Source organism: Pseudomonas bubulae (assembly GCF_900618535.1).
GTDB lineage: Bacteria > Pseudomonadota > Gammaproteobacteria > Pseudomonadales > Pseudomonadaceae > Aquipseudomonas > Aquipseudomonas bubulae.
The window spans coordinates 127,595-145,225 of the sequence record NZ_UYJA01000004.1 but is presented as its reverse complement, the minus strand read 5'-3'; the positions used below and the strand labels follow the sequence as shown (position 1 = coordinate 145,225).

Here is a 17,631-nt window from a genome sequence, read left to right as displayed (position 1 = left end):
GCGAGCAAGCCCGCTCCCACAGTAGTTCAGTTGCTGGACAGGCGGTCGCCTTCGGCGAATTTCCAGGTGCGGATGATCTCCAGCCGGTCGATGTCCGCCAGATCACCGGTAAAGGGGGCAAAAGGTGCCGCCAGGCGCACGATGCGTTGTGCCGCCTGGTCCAGCAGCGGCTGGCCCGACGATTCAAGCACCAGCACTTCATGCAGCGAACCGTCGCGGTTGATCGACACCAGCAGGCGCAGTTTGCCGTAGATCTTTTCCCGGCGTGCCTGCTCGGGGTAGTTGAGGTTGCCGATGCGTTCAATCTTCTTGCGCCAGTCTTCTTTATACCAGGCGCCCTTGTCGCGCATGGTCGAAGCCGCGCTCATGCGGTAGATCTTCGGGCGCTTGGCGTACAGCTGCTGCTCGTTGGCCAGTTCGGCTTCGAGGCTGGAAATCTCGCTGGACAGCTGGGAACTGTCGAACGTTGGAATGCTGGCCTTGGGTGCCGCTTCGGTCTTGACCTTCTGCGGCTGGCTCGGGGCTTTTTTTGCCGTGGGCGCCACGGTAGTCACGGCGGCCTTGGGTGCGGCCTGGGTCTGTTCGGGTTTGGCGGCAGGCGGCGGGGTGACCTTCTTGACGCTGTTGTCCTGGAAAGGGGCGATTTCCGTCGTCTTGGGCACCGCTTTCTTGTCCAGCGTGCCGCTGCCCTGCTGGTTGTCCTGGGCTAAAAAGTCGGCTTTTTCCGGCGCTTTTTCGCTTTTGAACGTGGACAGGGTGATTTCCAGGGTTTTGCTGATCTGTTTGGGCGCTTCCATGTTGAACCCCACGCCGACGATCACTGCAATATGCAGCAGTGCCGCGACAAACAGGGTAAATCCGAGGCGATCGGCCGCACGCACGCCTTTATGGCCGAGTTCGGGGGGCAGGTCGTTGGGAGGTGTCATGGCAAAAAGACCAACATCGCGGGTTTCACGGGGTGCCCATGATAGCGCAATGTTGGTCTTTTATAGGGCTTGCAGATCAGCGTGCAGCGAGCTTGCGCTCTATCGCATCCATCAACAGGGCGCCGATATTGGTGCCGAACGCATTATCGATCTCGCGGATGCAGGTCGGGCTGGTAACGTTGATTTCAGTCAGGTGCTCACCGATTACGTCCAGACCTACAAATAGCAGACCCTTTTCACGCAGCGTCGGGCCGACCTGAGCTGCAATCCAGCGGTCCTTTTCGCTCAACGGGCGGGCTTCGCCACGACCGCCTGCGGCGAGGTTGCCGCGGGTCTCACCTTGCGCCGGAATACGCGCCAGGCAGTAATCTACCGGCTCGCCGTCAATCATCAGGATGCGTTTGTCGCCATCCTTGATCGCCGGCAAATAGCCCTGCGCCATGATCTGCTGAGTGCCGTTGTTGGTCAGGGTTTCGAGAATCACCGACAGGTTCGGGTCGCCCACTCGGTGGCGGAAAATCGAGGTGCCGCCCATGCCGTCCAGCGGTTTGAGGATCACGTCACCGTGCAAGGCAGCAAATTCACGCAGCACGTCGGCGCGGCGGCTGACCACGGTTGGCGGCGTGCATTGGGTGAACTGGGTGGCGAACAGTTTTTCGTTACAGTCGCGCAGGCTCTGCGGTTTGTTGACGATCAGTACGCCATCGCGCTCGGCCTGTTCCAGCAGGTAGGTGGAGTACACAAACTCCATGTCGAAGGGCGGGTCCTTGCGCATCAGGATCACGTCCAGATCGCTCAGGGCCGTGTCGGTCTCGGCGTCCAGCTCAAACCACTTTTGCGGGTTGGCGAACACCTTCAGCGGCTTCATGCGGGCCCGGGCCTTGCCTTCATTCAGGTAAAGGTCTTGCTGCTCCATGTAGAACAGGGTCCAGCCACGGTCCTGGGCTGCCAGCAACATGGCCAGCGAGCTGTCCTTTTTATAGGAGATGCCCGCAATGGGGTCCATGACAATCCCGACTCGAACGCTCATGGCAAATTCCTCAAATAAATAGTGGGCGCAAAGGCTTTGAAAAGTGGCGCCAGAGTGGCGCTGAGTGTGGCCCCGGTCAAGGAAAAACCGCCTGCTCCAGTCAGCCCGCAGCCCTTCGATAGATTGAAGGTCGTGACTGTGCTAAAAAGGCTCGCACAGTGCTTGCAGCCCTTGTCCATCAAGGAGTTGGGGTTTCAGGCCGTACAGTTGTAACAAAACGGGTCGCCTTGGCGATGGTAGAGCAGATATGGAAAAGCATTCCAGCGCCTTGAAGGTGATGGTGATCGACGATTCGAAAACCATTCGCCGCACCGCCGAAACACTGTTGAAAAACGTGGGCTGCGAGGTGATTACCGCCATCGATGGCTTTGATGCGCTGGCCAAGATTGTCGACCACCACCCGCATATTATCTTTGTCGACATCATGATGCCGCGCCTGGATGGCTATCAGACCTGCGCCCTGATCAAGAGCAACCGGGCTTTCAAGTCGATCCCGGTGATCATGTTGTCGTCCAAGGACGGTCTGTTCGACAAGGCCAAGGGGCGGATTGTTGGCTCTGATCAATTTTTGACCAAGCCCTTCAGTCGCGACGAACTGCTGAGCGCAATCAAGGCACATGTGCCAGCCTTCACTATCACCCAAAGTGCCCAATAACACCGGCCAGCCGGCCAACCACCTGATAAATGGGGAACACCATGGCTCGCATTCTGATCGTCGATGATTCGCCGACTGAAATGTACAAATTGACCGGCATGCTCGAAAAGCACGGCCATGTAGTGCTCAAGGCCGAAAACGGCGCAGACGGTGTTGCCCTGGCGCGTCAGGAAAAGCCCGATGTGGTCTTGATGGACATTGTGATGCCGGGCCTCAACGGCTTTCAGGCGACGCGTCAGCTCACAAAAGATCCGGAAACCGGCAACATCCCGGTGATCGTCGTGACGACCAAGGATCAGGAAACCGACATGGTCTGGGCCCAGCGCCAGGGTGCCAAGGGCTACCTGACCAAACCGGTGGATGAAGAGCAACTGATCCTCAAGGTGAAACAAATCCTGGAAGAAAACCCTCCTAAATGACGGTCATCCTATGCCCGGCGCACTGACAGCCTTCGAACTGCTGCTTGAGATCGACCAGCGTTGTCGCTCGCTGGCGGCGGGTCTGGCGCCTGCACAGGCGCAGCTCGACACCTGGAGCGGTATTGGTTTTCGCATCGGCGAGCATTGTTTTGTGGCGCCGATGGGCGAAATTGCCGAGATCCTGCATGAACCACGGTTCACCCTGCTGCCCGGGGTAAAACCCTGGGTCAAGGGCGTGGCCAATTTGCGTGGGCAACTGCTGCCGATCATGGATTTGTGCGGTTTTTTCGGGGTCGAGCTGTCACCCTTGCGTAAACAGCGCCGTGTATTGGTGCTGGAATACAAAGACGTGTTTGTCGGCTTGCAGGTCGATGAAGTGCAGGGCATGCAGCACTTCGCCCATGCCGACCTCAATACGGATACGCAAACCTTGCCCCACCCGGTATTTGCACCTTATGTGCAAGGGCACTTTGCCGCTGAGCACCTGTGGTGGGTGTTCAGCCCGTTTGCCCTGGCCCGGGCGCCACAGTTCTGGGCGGTGGCCGTATGAGCAGGCTTTCAGCTTTAAAACGGGATTTCGGGACCTGATCGATGACCACAGCCAATACCGCTAAACCACTGGAAGGGTCGCGCAGTCGTTCGCAGATCATCGTGCTTTTTATCGCCCTGATCGTGTTCATCATGCTGTTATTCGCCAACTTTGCTTACCTCAATACCCAGTCCAACTACGACAAGCAGTACATCAGCCACGCAGGTGAGTTGCGGGTGCTGTCCCAGCGTATCGCCAAAAACGCCACCGAGGCCGCTGCCGGCAAAGCCGCCGCATTCAAGTTGCTGATTGATGCGCGCAATGATTTCAGCCAGCGCTGGGGTTATCTGAGAAAAGGCGACCCGGCCACCGGCCTGCCTCCTGCTCCTGCAGCCGTACATAAAGAAATGCAGGCGGTGCAACGTGACTGGGAGCTGCTGCTCAACAACGTCAACGCCATTCTGGCCAGCGAACAAACCGTGCTGTCGCTGCATCAGGTGGCTGCAACCCTGGCCGAGACCGTGCCGCAGTTGCAGGTTGAATACGAAAAAGTCGTCGAAATTCTCTTGCAGCGAGGCGCCCCTGCCAGCCAGGTAGCTCTGGCCCAGCGCCAGTCCTTGTTGGCCGAGCGTATTCTGGGTGCGGTCAATACCGTGCTGGCCGGTGACGAAAACGCTGCCCAGGCCGCCGGTGCCTTTGGCCGTGATGCCAACCGCTTCGGGCTGGTGCTCAACGGCATGCTCGAAGGCAATGAAGGGATGAGAATTACCCAGGTTGAAGACAAGGATGCCCGCGCCCGCTTGCAGGAGATTTCCGAGCTGTTCCAGTTTGTGTCCGGTACGGTGGATGAAATCCTTGAAACCTCGCCGCAACTGTTCCATGTGCGCGAAGCGGCAAACAACATTTTCAGCCTGTCGCAAACCCTCCTCGATGAAGCCTCGACCCTGGCCAATGGTTTTGAAAACCTCGCCAGCGGGCGCTCGCTGGATATCATCGGCGGTTATGTTCTGGGCTTGCTGGCACTGGCATCGATTATCTTGATCGGCCTGGTGATGGTGCGCGAAACCAATCGCCAATTGCGCGAGACGGCGGAAAAGAACGAGCGAAACCAGAACGCGATCATGCGCTTGCTTGACGAGATTGCCGATCTGGCGGACGGCGACCTGACGGTGACCGCCTCGGTGACCGAAGATTTCACCGGTGCCATCGCCGACTCGATCAATTACTCCATCGACCAGCTGCGTGAACTGGTGGCCACCATCAACCTGACAGCAGGCCAGGTCGCGGCAGCGGTACAGGAAACCCAGGCCACCGCCATGCAGCTTGCCGAAGCTTCCGAGCATCAGGCCCAGCAGATTGCCGAGGCCTCCGGGGCGATCCAGGAAATGGCCCATTCGATCGACGAGGTATCGGCCAACGCTTCCGAATCTTCGGCGGTTGCCGAGCGTTCCGTAGCGATTGCCAACAAGGGCAATGAAGTGGTTCATAACACCATTCGCGGCATGGACAATATTCGCGATCAGATCCAGGACACCGCCAAGCGAATCAAGCGTCTTGGCGAGTCCTCACAGGAAATCGGCGATATCGTCAGCCTGATTGATGATATTGCCGATCAGACCAATATTTTGGCGCTCAACGCTGCCATTCAGGCCTCGATGGCCGGTGATGCCGGGCGCGGCTTTGCCGTGGTGGCCGACGAAGTGCAGCGCCTGGCCGAGCGCTCATCGGCGGCGACGCGGCAAATCGAAACCCTGGTGCGGGCCATTCAGGCCGATACCAACGAGGCCGTGATTTCGATGGAGCAAACCACTACCGAAGTGGTGCGCGGTGCCCGTCTGGCCCATGACGCTGGCGTGGCGCTGGAAGAGATCGAAGGGGTGTCGCAAAACCTAGCAGACCTGATTCAAAGTATCTCCAATGCCGCACAAAAGCAGACCACTTCGGCGGCGCAGATTTCCCTGACCATGAGTGTCATTCAGCAAATCACCAATCAGACCTCGTCCGGCTCCACGGCGACCGCCGAAAGCATCGGCAATCTGGCCAAAATGGCCAGCCAGCTGCGGCGCTCGGTGTCCGGTTTTACTTTGCCTGCTCCGTCCAAAGACCATGAGCCACAGTAATGCGCTGCAATTCTGACTGGAGTCGTTATGGTTGACCGGCACGACTATGTGGCCCTTGAATGGGTCAAAGGCGAAATTGCCCATACCCTGAAACAGGCCCGAGTGGCGCTGGACGCCTATGCCCAGCGGCCAGCCGCCGACGTGCTGGAACAGTGCCTGGATTGCATTCATCAGGTGCATGGCAGTTTGCTGATGGTGGAATTCTATGGCGCGGCTTTGCTGGCCGAAGAGATGGAGCAACTGGTGATTGCCCTGCAGGAGGGCCGCGTCAGCCAGCTCGATGAAGCCCTGCGCCTGCTGCAGCAAGCGTTCAGCCAATTGCCGTTGTATCTGGACCGCGTCCACAGTGCCCGGCGCGACTGGCCCCTGGTGGTGTTGCCGTTGCTCAACGATTTGCGCAGCGCCCGTGGCCAGGCCCTGCTCTCGGAAACCAGCCTGTTCAGCCCGCCCTTGCAGGTGTTGCCCGCCCTGGATGAGGCCGCCCTGGCCCGGCTGGCACCTGCTGACTTGCCGAGCCAGCTGCGCGTGATGCGCCACACCCTGCAGGCCGCGTTCCTGGCTTTGCGCCGCGGTGAAGCGGTGCAGGCCAACCTGGAAAAAATGGCCGCGGTTTTCGCGCAACTGCAAGGCATTTGCCAGGGAGCACCGCTCAACGCCTTGTGGAAAATTGCCGCTGCACTGATCGACGGCATGCTTAAAGGTCGGGTACCCAACAGCCCGGCCCTGCGCAGCCTGCTGAAAAAATCCGACAAGGAACTCAAGCGCCTGCTGGCACAGGGCATCGAGGCCATCAACCATCCTGCCCCCGAAGACCTGCTGACCAGCCTGCTGTTTTATATTGCCAAGGCCGAGCATCCGACCACGAAAATGCTCGCGCTGAAAAACCACTACGAACTGGATCAGGCCATGCCCGATGCGGCGATGGTCGACGAGGAGCGGGCGCGGTTGGCCGGCCCTGACCGGGATGCCATGCGCTCGGTGGTGGCGGCGTTGTGCGAAGAACTGGTGCGGGTCAAGGAACGCCTCGACCTGTTTGTACGCAGTGATCGCCTGCATGTCTCGGAACTGAGCAGCCTGATGGCGCCACTGCGTCAGATCGCTGACACCCTGGCCGTACTGGGGTTCGGGCAACCGCGTAAAGTCATCATTGATCAACTGGCGGTGTTGCAAAGCCTGGCCCAGGGCCAGCGCGAACCCACCGATGCGGTGTTGATGGATGTGGCCTCGGCCCTGCTTTATGTCGAGGCCACCCTGGCCGGTATGGTCGGCAGCGTCGAGCCCTCGCTGCGTGAAGAAAGCCGGTTGCCCACCACTGACCTGATGCAGATTCACCAGTTGGTAATCAAGGAAGCCCGCATCGGCCTTGAAGAAGTCAAAGACCTGATCGGCGATTATCTGGCGGCCGAGTACGACCGCCAGCACTTGCAGTCCGTGCCTGCGCTGTTGACGCAAATCCGCGGGGCGCTGGCGATGATTCCCCTGAATCGCGCGGCCAGCTTGCTGCAAGCCTGCAATGAATATTTGCGTGAGCGCGTGCTGCAAGGGTCTGATCACCCCGCGCACGAGCAACTTGATCACTTGGCCGATGCGTTGATCAGCATTGAGTATTACCTGGAACGCCTGGCCCAGGACCCTGGTGCTTCGAGCGAGCAGGTGCTGGATCGGGCCGAAAACAGCCTGGCTGCACTGGGTTACGCGCCGGCGACGCATCCCGTGCCATTGTCCGATGATAGGCCTGGCGGCCAAGAGCAATCGCTGATGCCGGACCTGCAGGCGCCTGGCCTGGCCGATGCACTGGCCAGCCCGCTGTCGGCGCTCAATCCTCCGGCGCAACACATGCCTGCCAGTTTGCTACCGCCACCCGTGGATGAAGCGCCGCTGGACGAAGAACTGCTGGAAGTCTTTCTCGAAGAAACGGACGAAGTCCTGATCAGCCTGCACGACAGCCTGCCGCAATGGGTCGCCAACCCGGCGGACAGTGTTGCGCTGGCCGAGTTGCGGCGCGGCTTCCATACCCTCAAGGGCAGCGGGCGCATGGTGCGTGCGCTGGTGCTGGCAGAGCTGGCGTGGGCGGTCGAAAACCTGCTCAACCGGGTGATTGAGCGTAGCGTGGCGCCGTCTGCGCAGATCTTCCAACTGCTTGAAGACGTTATGGCCATGCTGCCCGAACTGATTCAGGCCTTTGCCGAACAAAGCCAGCGTCAACGCGAAGACGTCGACCAACTGGCCGCACGCGCGCAGCACCTGGCCCAAGGCGAGCCGCAACCACTGTTGATTGCCCAGGACGCCGGCAATTTCGATCCACAGTTGCTGGATATCTTCCGTCAGGAAGCACAAGCCCACCTTGAGCGCCTTGACCGTTTTCTGGACCAGGCCCGTGCACACATGCCGCTGCAGGCCAGTGACGATTTGCAACTGGCCGTGCACACCCTCAAAGGCAGCGCACATATGGCAGGCGTGATGCCCATGGCTGAACTGGCCGCGCCGTTGGACCATCTGGTGCGTGAATACAAGGCGCACACGCTTGCCCTGGGGGAGGATGAAATCGACCTGCTGCTGGAAGCTGACACCCTGCTGCATGCGGGGCTCAAGCAACTGGATAGCGACCCGCTGGCCGAGATCCAGGGTGCGCGCTCACTGATCGAGCGCACCGAGCAACTGATCGCCAGCCGCCTGGATACCCTGCTCAATAGCCCTGCAAGCAGTTGGGTGGCCAGGCGTGACCCGCAGCGCATTGCCGAGTTTCTGGCCGAGAGCATGGACATTCTGTTCGATGCCCAGGAGCTGCTTAAAACCTGGCACCAGAACCCCCATGAACGCGATGGCCTGGACAGCCTGCTGGATCAGTTGACCACCCTGGGCGAGTCTGCCCACCTGCTGGACTTGCAGCCCATGGATGCGCTGTGCGAAGCCCTGCTTGACCTCTATGGCGCGGTCGAAGAAAGCAGCCTGGCACCCAGCGAGCGTTTTTTCGAAGCGGCCGATGATGCCCAGGAAGCCCTGATCAACATGCTCGACCAGTTGGCGGCAGGGCAGGAAATCACCCCGCAGCCGCAGTTGGTCCAGACCCTGCACGCGCTGCTGCACGAAGGGCTCGCGCCTGACGCCACAGGGCTGATTCGCGGTGATGGCGGGCGGGTTACCGAGCTGGGGGCCGCCACCAGGCAATTGGGTGGAGGCCAGGACGAGGACATCGATGATGAAATCGTCGAGATTTTTCTCGAAGAGGCGGTGGACATCCTCGAGAGTGCCGCGCAGGCCTTGCAGCGCTGGCTCAGTGCACCCGACAGCCTGGCGCCGCTGTCGTCCTTGCAGCGCGATTTGCACACCCTCAAGGGTGGGGCGCGCATGGCCGGTATTGAACCGATCGCTGAACTGGCCCATGAGCTTGAACACTTGTATGAAGGCTTGCTGGACCGGCGCCTGAGTGACAGTCCGGCACTGGCTCGCCTGCTGGAGCGCAGCCACGAGCAACTGGCGCTGATGCTTGAGAAATTGCTGCACAAGCAAACGTTGAGCGAGCCTTATGAACTGATCGAGGCGATTCGCGGCTTTCGTCTTTACAGTGCAGCCCTGCCTGATGCTGGCAGCGTTGCCCCGCAAGCGCCACCGAGCAATGAAGATCCGCAGTTACAGGAAATCTTCCTCGAAGAAGCCTTCGATATTCTCGAAAGCTCGGGTGCGGCCCTGGCGCGTTGGCAAGCCGAGCCGCAAAGCCACCTTGAAGTGGAAAACCTGCTGCGCGACCTGCATACCCTCAAGGGTGGGGCGCGGATGGTGGAGGTCGCCGCGATTGGCGATTTTTCCCATGAGCTTGAAACCCTTTTCGAGGATATTTCGGTAGGTGCCATCACGCCCAGTGATGGGCTCTTTGTGTTGCTGCAGCGTTGCCACGACCAGCTTGCGCAAATGCTTGACGCGCTGCGCAGTGGTCAGGCGCTGCCTTCGCCCCAGGTGCTGATCGAGAAAATCCGCCAGATTGAGCGTAACGCCCGGCCGACACCTGCCACCCCGGTCAAGCCCGAGCCTGCGCCTGCACCGGTGCCCGAAGGTGAGCGCACCGGGCTGGACACCCTCAAGGTTCCGGCCGAGCTGCTCGAAGACCTGGTCAACCTGGCGGGTGAAGCCTCGATCATTCGGGGGCGTGTGGAGCAGCAGGTCAACGACGGTCAGGTCGCCCTCAACGAGATGCAGACCACCCTTGAGCGGATGCAGGATCAACTGCGGCGCCTCGACATCGAAACCCAGGGTCGCCTGCACAACCGCGCGCACACCGAAGCCGATGGCGTGGCCTACGACGAATTCGACCCGCTGGAAATGGACCGCCATTCCCTGCTGCAGCAGCTGTCCCGAGCCCTGTTCGAATCAGCTTCCGATCTGCTCGACCTCAAGGCGACCCTGACGGCCCGCTACCAGGACGCCCACGGGCTGCTGCAAAAGCAGGCGCGGGTGAACACGCAATTGCAAGAAGGCCTGATGGGCACGCGCATGGTGCCGTTCGAGCGCGTATTGCCGCGCCTCAAGCGGGTGGTGCGCCAGGTTGCCAGCGAGCTGGGCAAGCAGGTTGAATTCAGCGTGATCAATGCCGAAGCCGAGATCGATCGCAACGTTCTGGAACGCATGGTTGCGCCCCTGGAGCATATGCTGCGCAATGCCGTCGACCATGGCCTGGAACCGGCCGACGTGCGCCATGCCAGCGGCAAGCCGGAGCAGGGGCTGATCAGCCTGGAACTGTCCTATGAAGGCGGCGACGTAGTATTCGACATGCACGACGATGGCGCGGGAGTGCCGCTGGAAGCCGTGCGCCGCAAAGCCATCCTGCGTGGCTTGCTGAACCCTGAAGCAAGCATCAGCGACCGTGAGGTGCTGCAGTTCATCCTGCAGCCCGGGTTTTCCACGGCCGAAAAAATCACCCAGATCTCTGGGCGTGGCGTCGGCATGGACGTGGTACATGAAGAGGTGCGCCAGTTGGGCGGCAGCATGACCATCGATTCGGTGGCGGGCCAGGGCGTGCATTTTCAGATTCGCCTGCCCTTCAGCGTGTCGCTCAACCGGGCTCTGATGGTGCAGTGCGCAGACGAACAATACGCCATTGCCCTCGACACCGTTGAAGGTGTGGTGCGCGTCATGCCCAACGAGCTGGAAGGCTACTACCAGCTCAACCCGCCGCTTTATCACTACGGTGGGCAAACCTACGAGCTGCGTTACCTGGGCGAGTTGCTGCAAACCGTGGGCAAACCCAAGCTGGTGGGCGAAAGCCATTCGCTGCCGGTGCTGCTGGTGCATTGCCAGGACCAGCGCGTGGCGTTGCAGGTGGATGCGCTGTTGGGTTCGCGGGAGATTGTGGTCAAGAGCCTCGGCCCGCAATTTACCGGGGTACAGGGCCTGTCGGGCGCGACCATTCTGGGGGACGGGCGGGTGGTGCTGATCCTCGACCTGCCGGCCTATATCCGTGCCCATCAGGCGCGTCAGCCGTTGCAGCGGGCGCAGCACGAGGCGGTGGGCGCCCTGGAATTCACCCCGGCCGTGCGCCCGCCGCTGGTACTGGTGGTGGACGACTCGGTCACCGTGCGCAAAGTCACCAGCCGCCTGCTGGAGCGCAACGGCATGAACGTCATCACGGCCAAGGACGGGGTCGACGCCATGAGCGTACTGGAAGAACACACCCCCGACCTGATGCTGCTGGACATAGAAATGCCGCGCATGGACGGCTTCGAAGTGGCTACCCGGGTGCGGAACGACCCGCGCCTCAAGGACCTGCCGATCATCATGATCACCTCGCGCACCGGGCAAAAACACCAGAACCGGGCGATGGCCATTGGCGTCAACGACTACCTGGGCAAACCTTATCAAGAGTCCGTGCTGCTGGAGCGCATTGCCTACTGGAGCAACTTCCATGCTTGACCATCGCGTGGGCAGCTTGACCGGCTTGCTGCTGCCGCTAGCAGATCGCTATCTGTTGCTGCCCAATGTGGCCATTGCCGAGCTTATCGGCTGGCAGCGCGGCGAGCCCAGCAGCGACTCCCCGCCCTGGCACCTGCGCCAGATTACCTGGCGCGACCACCAACTGCCGTTGATCAGCTTTGAAGCGGCATGCGGCGGGCCACTGGTGATCGGTGAGCGGGCGCGGATCGTCATCCTCAACACGCTGGGTGGTGACCCGGATTTCAAATTCATGGCCATGGTGATTCAGGGCATCCCGCGCTCCTACAAGGTCGACAGCCAGTTGAGCTTTGTCGACGTGCCGCTGTGCCCGCTGGAGCGCGCGGCGGTACAGGTGGGCGATCATGTGGCGAAAATCCCGGACTTGCTGGCGCTGGAACGGTTGGTGCGGGGCAGCGCGGATTAAGCAGCACTTGTGGGAGCTGGCTTGCTCGCGAGCAGGCGATGCGCTCAGTCATTTAAACCACGGTGCTGCTATCGCGAGCAAGCCCGCTCCCACAGAGTTTCGTGGCAGGCCCCGAATTCTGGGAACACTGCAAAACCTGTGGGAGCTGGCTTGCCTGCGATGCAGGCGATGCGGTCAGTCAGATAAACCGCGGTGCTGCTATCGCGAGCAAGCCCGCTCCCACAGAGCTCAGTGGCAGGCCCCGAATTCTGGGAACACTGCAAAACCTGTGGGAGCTGGGTTGCCTGCGATGCAGGCGCCGCGGTCTGACGGGCACACCGCAGGGATTACATCGCGAGCAAGCCCGCTCCCACAGCGGGGGTGCAGGTTGCCCTGCTCGACGAACGCCGCATTGCCCTTTAACCTCGCAACCCTGACCCTTATCTCATAACCAGGTGACACAGTCGCACTATCGGCTCTTGAGGATCTTGCACATGTATCACGGGGAAAAACTCAACGCCTGGACCCATCTGGTGGGTGCTGTGGCGGCAGCAATAGGCAGTATCTGGTTGTTGGTAATGGCCTGCCTGGACGGTAGCCCGCAGAAGATTGTCAGTGTGGCCATTTATGGTGTCACGCTGGTGCTGTTGTACAGCGTATCCACCGTGTACCACAGCGTGCGCGGGCGCTCCAAGGTGATCATGCAGAAGTTCGATCATCTCTCCATTTACCTGCTGATCGCCGGCAGTTACACGCCGTTTTGCCTGGTCACGCTGCACGGCCCCTGGGGCTGGTCGTTGTTTGGCATCGTGTGGGGAATGGCGGTGATCGGCATGCTGCAAGAGATCAAACCGCGCTCCGAAGCCCGCATCCTGTCCATCGTTATCTACGCGGTCATGGGCTGGATTGTACTGGTGGCCGTCAAGCCCTTGCTGGCAGCGCTGGGTAACGCAGGCTTTGTATGGCTGGCCACTGGCGGGGTGATGTACACCGTGGGGATCATCTTTTTTGCCCTCGACCACCGTCTGCGCCATGCCCACGGCATCTGGCACCTGTTTGTGATCGCCGGCAGCCTGCTGCACTTTGTGGCCATCGCCCATTATGTGATCTGACTCGGGGCTACTGAACCTCCTGCTTGGGCTTCTGGGTGTCGCTGCGGATCTGCGCGTGGCTGATCAGGGCGAAGATAAAACTGCCACCAATGATATTGCCGGCCAGGGTGGGGCCGGCAAAGATCAGCCAGAAGTCCTTCCAGGGCAACTCGCCAGCAAACACCAGATACGACACCTCGGCCGTACCGACCACGATATGGGTGAAGTCACCCAGGGCCATCAGGTAGGTGATGAGGATGATGATCCACATCTTGGCGCTTTCCATGGACGGGATCATCCACACCATGGTGGCAATCATCCAGCCCGAGATAATGCCTTTGGCGAACATCTGGCTGGCGTCGTTTTCCATGACCTTGCGGCCGATTTCCAGAAAGGCCTTGTCGGTCTGCGTGTCGAAAATCGGCAAATGCAGCATCACATAGGCCACCAGCAGGGTGCCCATCAGGTTGCCCACCAGCACCACCGCCCACAGCCGCAGCAGCCGCCCGAAATTGTTGAGTGTGGGTTTGCTCATGATCGGCAGAACGGCAGTCAGGGTGTTTTCGGTGAACAGTTGCTGGCGGGAGAGAATGACCGCCAGAAAGCCTGCGCAATAACCGAAGCTGGCGATGACCTTGAACCCGTCGCCGTCGGGCAGGCGTGAGTTGAGCAGGCCCATGGCCATAAGGGACAGGCCCATGGTCAGCCCGGCGGCCAGTGCCGACCAGAACAGGGCGGCGATGCTGCGCTCCAGTTCCAGATCGCCCTGCTGGCGGATGATTTCGTGCAGCACCGCGGCGCGCGGTGGCTGGTTTTTGCTGACCTCGTGCTTTTCTTCAGCCGTCAGGTTGGGGGTTTTGCCTGAATTTTGAGTGTCCATAAGGCTCCAGAACCGAAGGCGTGTGAAGGTACGACACGCATGGACTGTAGCTGTTCACTCTTGACCTGTAGATACTCTGTTGCCGGTCAACCCTCCCTGTGGGAGCGAGCCTGCTCGCGAAAGTCGTTCGCGAGCAGGCTCGCTCCCACAGTTAAAATTCCCTTCAGACCTTCGGCAGCTGCTACAGGTACCGTGCAACAACGCGGCTAATCAAGCCTGGCTGTCATCCTGGAACTGGTCCTTGACGTATTTGATCTCGGTACGCCCGTGCGGCGCCGGCAGGCCGTCTTCACCCAGGTTGACGAAAACCATCTTGTCCACAGTCAGGATGCTTTTGCGGGTGATCTTGTTGCGCACTTCGCAGGTCAGGGTGATCGAGGTGCGACCAAACTCGGTGGCGGTGATGCCCAGTTCGATGATGTCGCCCTGGCGCGAGGCACTGACGAAGTTGATTTCGGAGATGTACTTGGTCACCACACGCTGGTTGCCCAGCTGGACGATGGCGTAAATCGCGGCTTCTTCGTCGATCCAGCGCAGCAGGCTGCCACCGAACAGGGTGCCGTTGGGGTTGAGGTCTTCGGGTTTAACCCATTTGCGGGTGTGAAAATTCATATTCGCTCCTGACCGTCTTGCCTTAGATGCCGACCATGATGTCAGACCACGGCACTCAGCTCTATTAAGCTTCGACTATGGTCTCGATTAGGCAAATCAAAATGCCGTGGATAAATCCTTGGGAACATCGACGCGGATGGCTATAATGCCCCTCGCTTCAAAACGGTCATTTTTACCCGGTACCGTTCCCGCCACCTGTCCGAGGGGCGCTGCAGCAGGTTCAACCTGTCAGGCTCGGATGGGGCGTTGTTTGTTCAGGGCTCCCTGGGCAGGCACTAAACGCACAACGGCGCCCATTCGCGATTAAACGAATGGAGGCTCTTGATGAGCGCTGTAAACACGCCTGCAGGTTTTAACGACTTTAAAGTCGCCGATATGTCCCTCGCCCAATGGGGCCGCCGCGAAACCTTTATCGCCGAGTCCGAAATGCCTGCCCTGATGGGCCTGCGTCGCCGTTATGCAGCAGAACAACCGCTCAAGGGCGCGAAGATTCTGGGTTGCATCCACATGACTATCCAGACTGCCGTACTGATCGAAACCCTGGTTGCCCTGGGTGCCGAAGTGCGTTGGTCGTCGTGCAACATCTTCTCGACTCAGGATCAGGCTGCTGCCGCTATCGCTGCTGCCGGTATCCCGGTTTTCGCCTGGAAAGGCGAAACCGAAGAAGAGTACGAGTGGTGCCTGGAGCAAACCATCCTTAAAGATGGCGAGCCATGGGATGCCAACATGATCCTCGACGACGGCGGCGACCTGACCGAGCTGCTGCACAAGAAATACCCGGCCATGCTGAAAAAGATCCACGGCGTGACTGAAGAAACCACCACCGGTGTTCACCGTCTGCTGGACATGCTGGCCAAAGGCGAGCTGATGATCCCTGCGATCAACGTGAACGACTCGGTCACCAAAAGCAAAAACGACAACAAGTACGGCTGCCGTCACAGCCTGAACGATGCCATCAAGCGTGGTACTGACCACCTGCTGTCCGGCAAGCAGGCACTGGTTATCGGCTACGGTGACGTGGGCAAGGGTTCGTCCCAGTCCCTGCGTCAGGAAGGCATGATCGTTAAAGTGTCCGAAGTTGACCCGATCTGCGCCATGCAAGCCTGCATGGACGGTTTTGAAGTGGTTTCGCCGTTCATCAACGGCCAGAACGATGGCACCGCTGCCAGCATCGACGCTGCGCTGCTGGGCAAGATCGACCTGATCGTGACCACCACCGGTAACGTCAACGTGTGCGACAAGAACATGCTGGCCGCGCTGAAAAAACGCGCTGTGGTGTGCAACATCGGTCACTTCGACAACGAAATCGACACCGCTTTCATGCGCAAAAACTGGGCATGGGAAGAAGTGAAGCCACAGGTTCACAAGGTTCACCGTACTGGTCTGGGCGAATTCGACCCACAGAACGATGACTACCTGATCCTGCTGGCTGAAGGCCGTCTGGTTAACCTGGGCAACGCCACAGGTCACCCAAGCCGCATCATGGACGGTTCGTTCGCCAACCAGGTGCTGGCGCAGATCTTCCTGTTCGCCCAGAAGTACGCTGACCTGCCAGCCGAACTGCAAGCCGAGCGTCTGACCGTAGAAGTGCTGCCGAAGAAGCTGGACGAAGAAGTGGCCCTGGAAATGGTTCGTGGTTTCGGTGGCGTTGTAACGCAACTGACCAAGCAACAGGCTGACTACATCGGCGTCACCGTCGAAGGCCCGTTCAAGCCAGAAACCTACCGTTACTGATTAAAGAAAGGCGGTCAGGCTTGCACTGACCGCCTTTTTTTTGTGTGAAAGTTCAGCGTCAGGGGTTGTCCATGCCCCCCTCGCGCACGCCAGGGTATTCCCATGTCTCAAGACCGTCGTTACAGCTTCGAGTTCTTCCCGACCAAGACCGATGCTGGACATGAAAAACTGATGAACACGGCTCGCCAGCTGGCGACCTACAACCCGGATTTCTTCTCCTGCACCTACGGTGCCGGTGGCTCGACCCGTGACCGCACGATCAATACCGTGCTGCAACTGGAGAGCGAAGTAAAAGTACCTGCTGCTCCGCACCTGTCGTGCGTGGGTGACAGCAAGGCTGATTTGCGCGGCTTGCTGGCCCAGTACAAGGCCGCGGGGATCAAGCGCATCGTTGCGCTGCGTGGCGACCTGCCTTCGGGCATGGGCATGGCCAGCGGCGAACTGCGCTATGCCAATGACCTGGTGAGCTTCATTCGTGAAGAAACCGGTGACCACTTCCATATCGAAGTGGCGGCTTACCCGGAAATGCACCCGCAAGCGCGCAACTTTGAAGACGATATCAACAACTTCGTGCGCAAGGCCCATGCTGGCGCTGACAGTGCCATCACCCAGTACTTCTTCAACGCCGACAGTTACTTCCGTTTTGTCGAGCGCGTACAAGCAGCGGGAGTGATGATTCCTGTGGTGCCGGGCATCATGCCGATCACCAATTACAGCAAGCTGGCGCGGTTCTCTGACGCCTGTGGCGCTGAAATCCCGCGCTGGATCCGCAAGCAACTTGAAGCCTACGGCGACGACACGCAGAGCATCCAGGCATTTGGTGAGCAGGTCATCAGCGAAATGTGCGAACGCCTGCTCGACGGCGGCGCCCCGGGGTTGCACTTCTACACCCTGAACCAGGCTGATCCGAGCCTGGCGATCTGGAACAACCTCAAGCTGCCGCGCTGATCTGCCTTTGTGGGAGCGGGCTTGCCCGCGATGGCATCGCTGCGGTCCGTCAAGGGATGCGCGTCGTATGCATCGCGAGCAAGCCCGCTCCCACATGGGTTTAAAGCCGTTGGGCAGCATGAAATCGGCGCGTCGTGATTGCTCTGTTATACTCCGGTTTTTCCGCCAGGCTTACGCCCGGCCGCTCGTCCTTGTACAAGGCATTCAACCTCCCGTTACGGCGCAGCTCTCAGCCAGCGCGAGCGGCATGAATGGGCCTTCAGGACTGGAGCAGGACCGGACGGGATTGCGTCATCTTAAACGCCATTCACGCCAGGCAAGACTATCCCTTTGGGCCAAGCCCTAACTAGAACAGGATT

At 59.9% G+C, this 17,631-nt stretch carries 13 protein-coding genes and 1 riboswitch; of the genes, 9 read left to right on the top strand and 4 right to left on the bottom strand.

The window, feature by feature from the left end; genetic code table 11:
• Window positions 1–26: 26 nt before the first annotated feature.
• Both PPTH39_RS15115 and gshB read right to left on the bottom strand, forming a co-directional pair.
• On the bottom strand, window positions 27–926 hold the full coding sequence (locus PPTH39_RS15115) for an energy transducer TonB (RefSeq protein ID WP_094999862.1): 900 nt from the start codon (window positions 924–926) through the stop codon (window positions 27–29).
• A gap of 76 nt (window positions 927–1,002) precedes the next feature.
• Window positions 1,003–1,956 carry a glutathione synthase gene (gene gshB, locus PPTH39_RS15110; protein ID WP_094999863.1) on the bottom strand — a complete coding sequence of 318 codons (954 nt, stop codon included), beginning with the start codon at window positions 1,954–1,956 and terminating at the stop codon, window positions 1,003–1,005.
• 247 nt (window positions 1,957–2,203) lie between these two features.
• Between gshB and pilG the strand changes: the two genes are divergently transcribed.
• The 7 genes from pilG to trhA all read left to right on the top strand — a co-directional run bounded on the left by pilG (window position 2,204) and on the right by trhA (window position 13,119).
• Window positions 2,204–2,611, top strand: a complete 408-nt coding sequence (gene pilG, locus PPTH39_RS15105; protein ID WP_095019610.1) for a twitching motility response regulator PilG — start codon at window positions 2,204–2,206, stop codon at window positions 2,609–2,611.
• 41 nt (window positions 2,612–2,652) lie between these two features.
• Complete coding sequence (gene pilH / locus PPTH39_RS15100; RefSeq protein WP_095019611.1) at window positions 2,653–3,030, top strand: twitching motility response regulator PilH; 378 nt, start codon at window positions 2,653–2,655, stop codon at window positions 3,028–3,030.
• 10 nt (window positions 3,031–3,040) lie between these two features.
• On the top strand, window positions 3,041–3,580 hold the full coding sequence (locus tag PPTH39_RS15095) for a chemotaxis protein CheW (protein WP_094999866.1): 540 nt from the start codon (window positions 3,041–3,043) through the stop codon (window positions 3,578–3,580).
• A gap of 41 nt (window positions 3,581–3,621) precedes the next feature.
• Window positions 3,622–5,679, top strand: coding sequence for a methyl-accepting chemotaxis protein (locus PPTH39_RS15090; protein WP_094999867.1), 2,058 nt, complete (start codon window positions 3,622–3,624; stop codon window positions 5,677–5,679).
• Between the two features lie 27 nt (window positions 5,680–5,706).
• On the top strand, window positions 5,707–11,583 hold the full coding sequence (locus PPTH39_RS15085) for an Hpt domain-containing protein (RefSeq protein ID WP_130872150.1): 5,877 nt from the start codon (window positions 5,707–5,709) through the stop codon (window positions 11,581–11,583).
• A complete protein-coding gene (locus tag PPTH39_RS15080; RefSeq protein WP_094999869.1) occupies window positions 11,576–12,028 on the top strand; it encodes a chemotaxis protein CheW in 453 nt (150 codons plus the stop codon). The genes PPTH39_RS15085 and PPTH39_RS15080 overlap by 8 nt, the downstream gene beginning before the upstream one ends.
• A 473-nt stretch (window positions 12,029–12,501) precedes the next feature.
• Window positions 12,502–13,119, top strand: a complete 618-nt coding sequence (gene trhA, locus PPTH39_RS15070; RefSeq protein WP_130872148.1) for a PAQR family membrane homeostasis protein TrhA — start codon at window positions 12,502–12,504, stop codon at window positions 13,117–13,119.
• A 7-nt stretch (window positions 13,120–13,126) separates the two neighbouring features.
• Here trhA and PPTH39_RS15065 read toward each other — a convergent pair whose 3' ends face one another.
• Both PPTH39_RS15065 and PPTH39_RS15060 read right to left on the bottom strand, forming a co-directional pair.
• The gene (locus tag PPTH39_RS15065; RefSeq protein WP_094999871.1) at window positions 13,127–13,978 is read right to left on the bottom strand and encodes a formate/nitrite transporter family protein; all 852 of its coding nucleotides are present in this window, start codon (window positions 13,976–13,978) and stop codon (window positions 13,127–13,129) included.
• 210 nt (window positions 13,979–14,188) lie between these two features.
• A complete protein-coding gene (locus PPTH39_RS15060; RefSeq protein WP_016782518.1) occupies window positions 14,189–14,590 on the bottom strand; it encodes an acyl-CoA thioesterase in 402 nt (133 codons plus the stop codon).
• A gap of 195 nt (window positions 14,591–14,785) precedes the next feature.
• A riboswitch (S-adenosyl-L-homocysteine riboswitch) is annotated at window positions 14,786–14,892 on the top strand.
• Between the two features lie 22 nt (window positions 14,893–14,914).
• On the opposite strand from PPTH39_RS15060, the gene ahcY reads away from it, so the two are divergent.
• Both ahcY and metF read left to right on the top strand, forming a co-directional pair.
• Window positions 14,915–16,324, top strand: a complete 1,410-nt coding sequence (gene ahcY / locus PPTH39_RS15055; protein ID WP_088378781.1) for an adenosylhomocysteinase — start codon at window positions 14,915–14,917, stop codon at window positions 16,322–16,324.
• Window positions 16,325–16,426: 102 nt separating this feature from the next.
• Window positions 16,427–17,272: a methylenetetrahydrofolate reductase [NAD(P)H] gene (metF, locus tag PPTH39_RS15050; RefSeq protein WP_094999872.1), complete on the top strand. Its 846-nt coding sequence runs from the start codon at window positions 16,427–16,429 to the stop codon at window positions 17,270–17,272.
• Window positions 17,273–17,631: the final 359 nt, after the last annotated feature.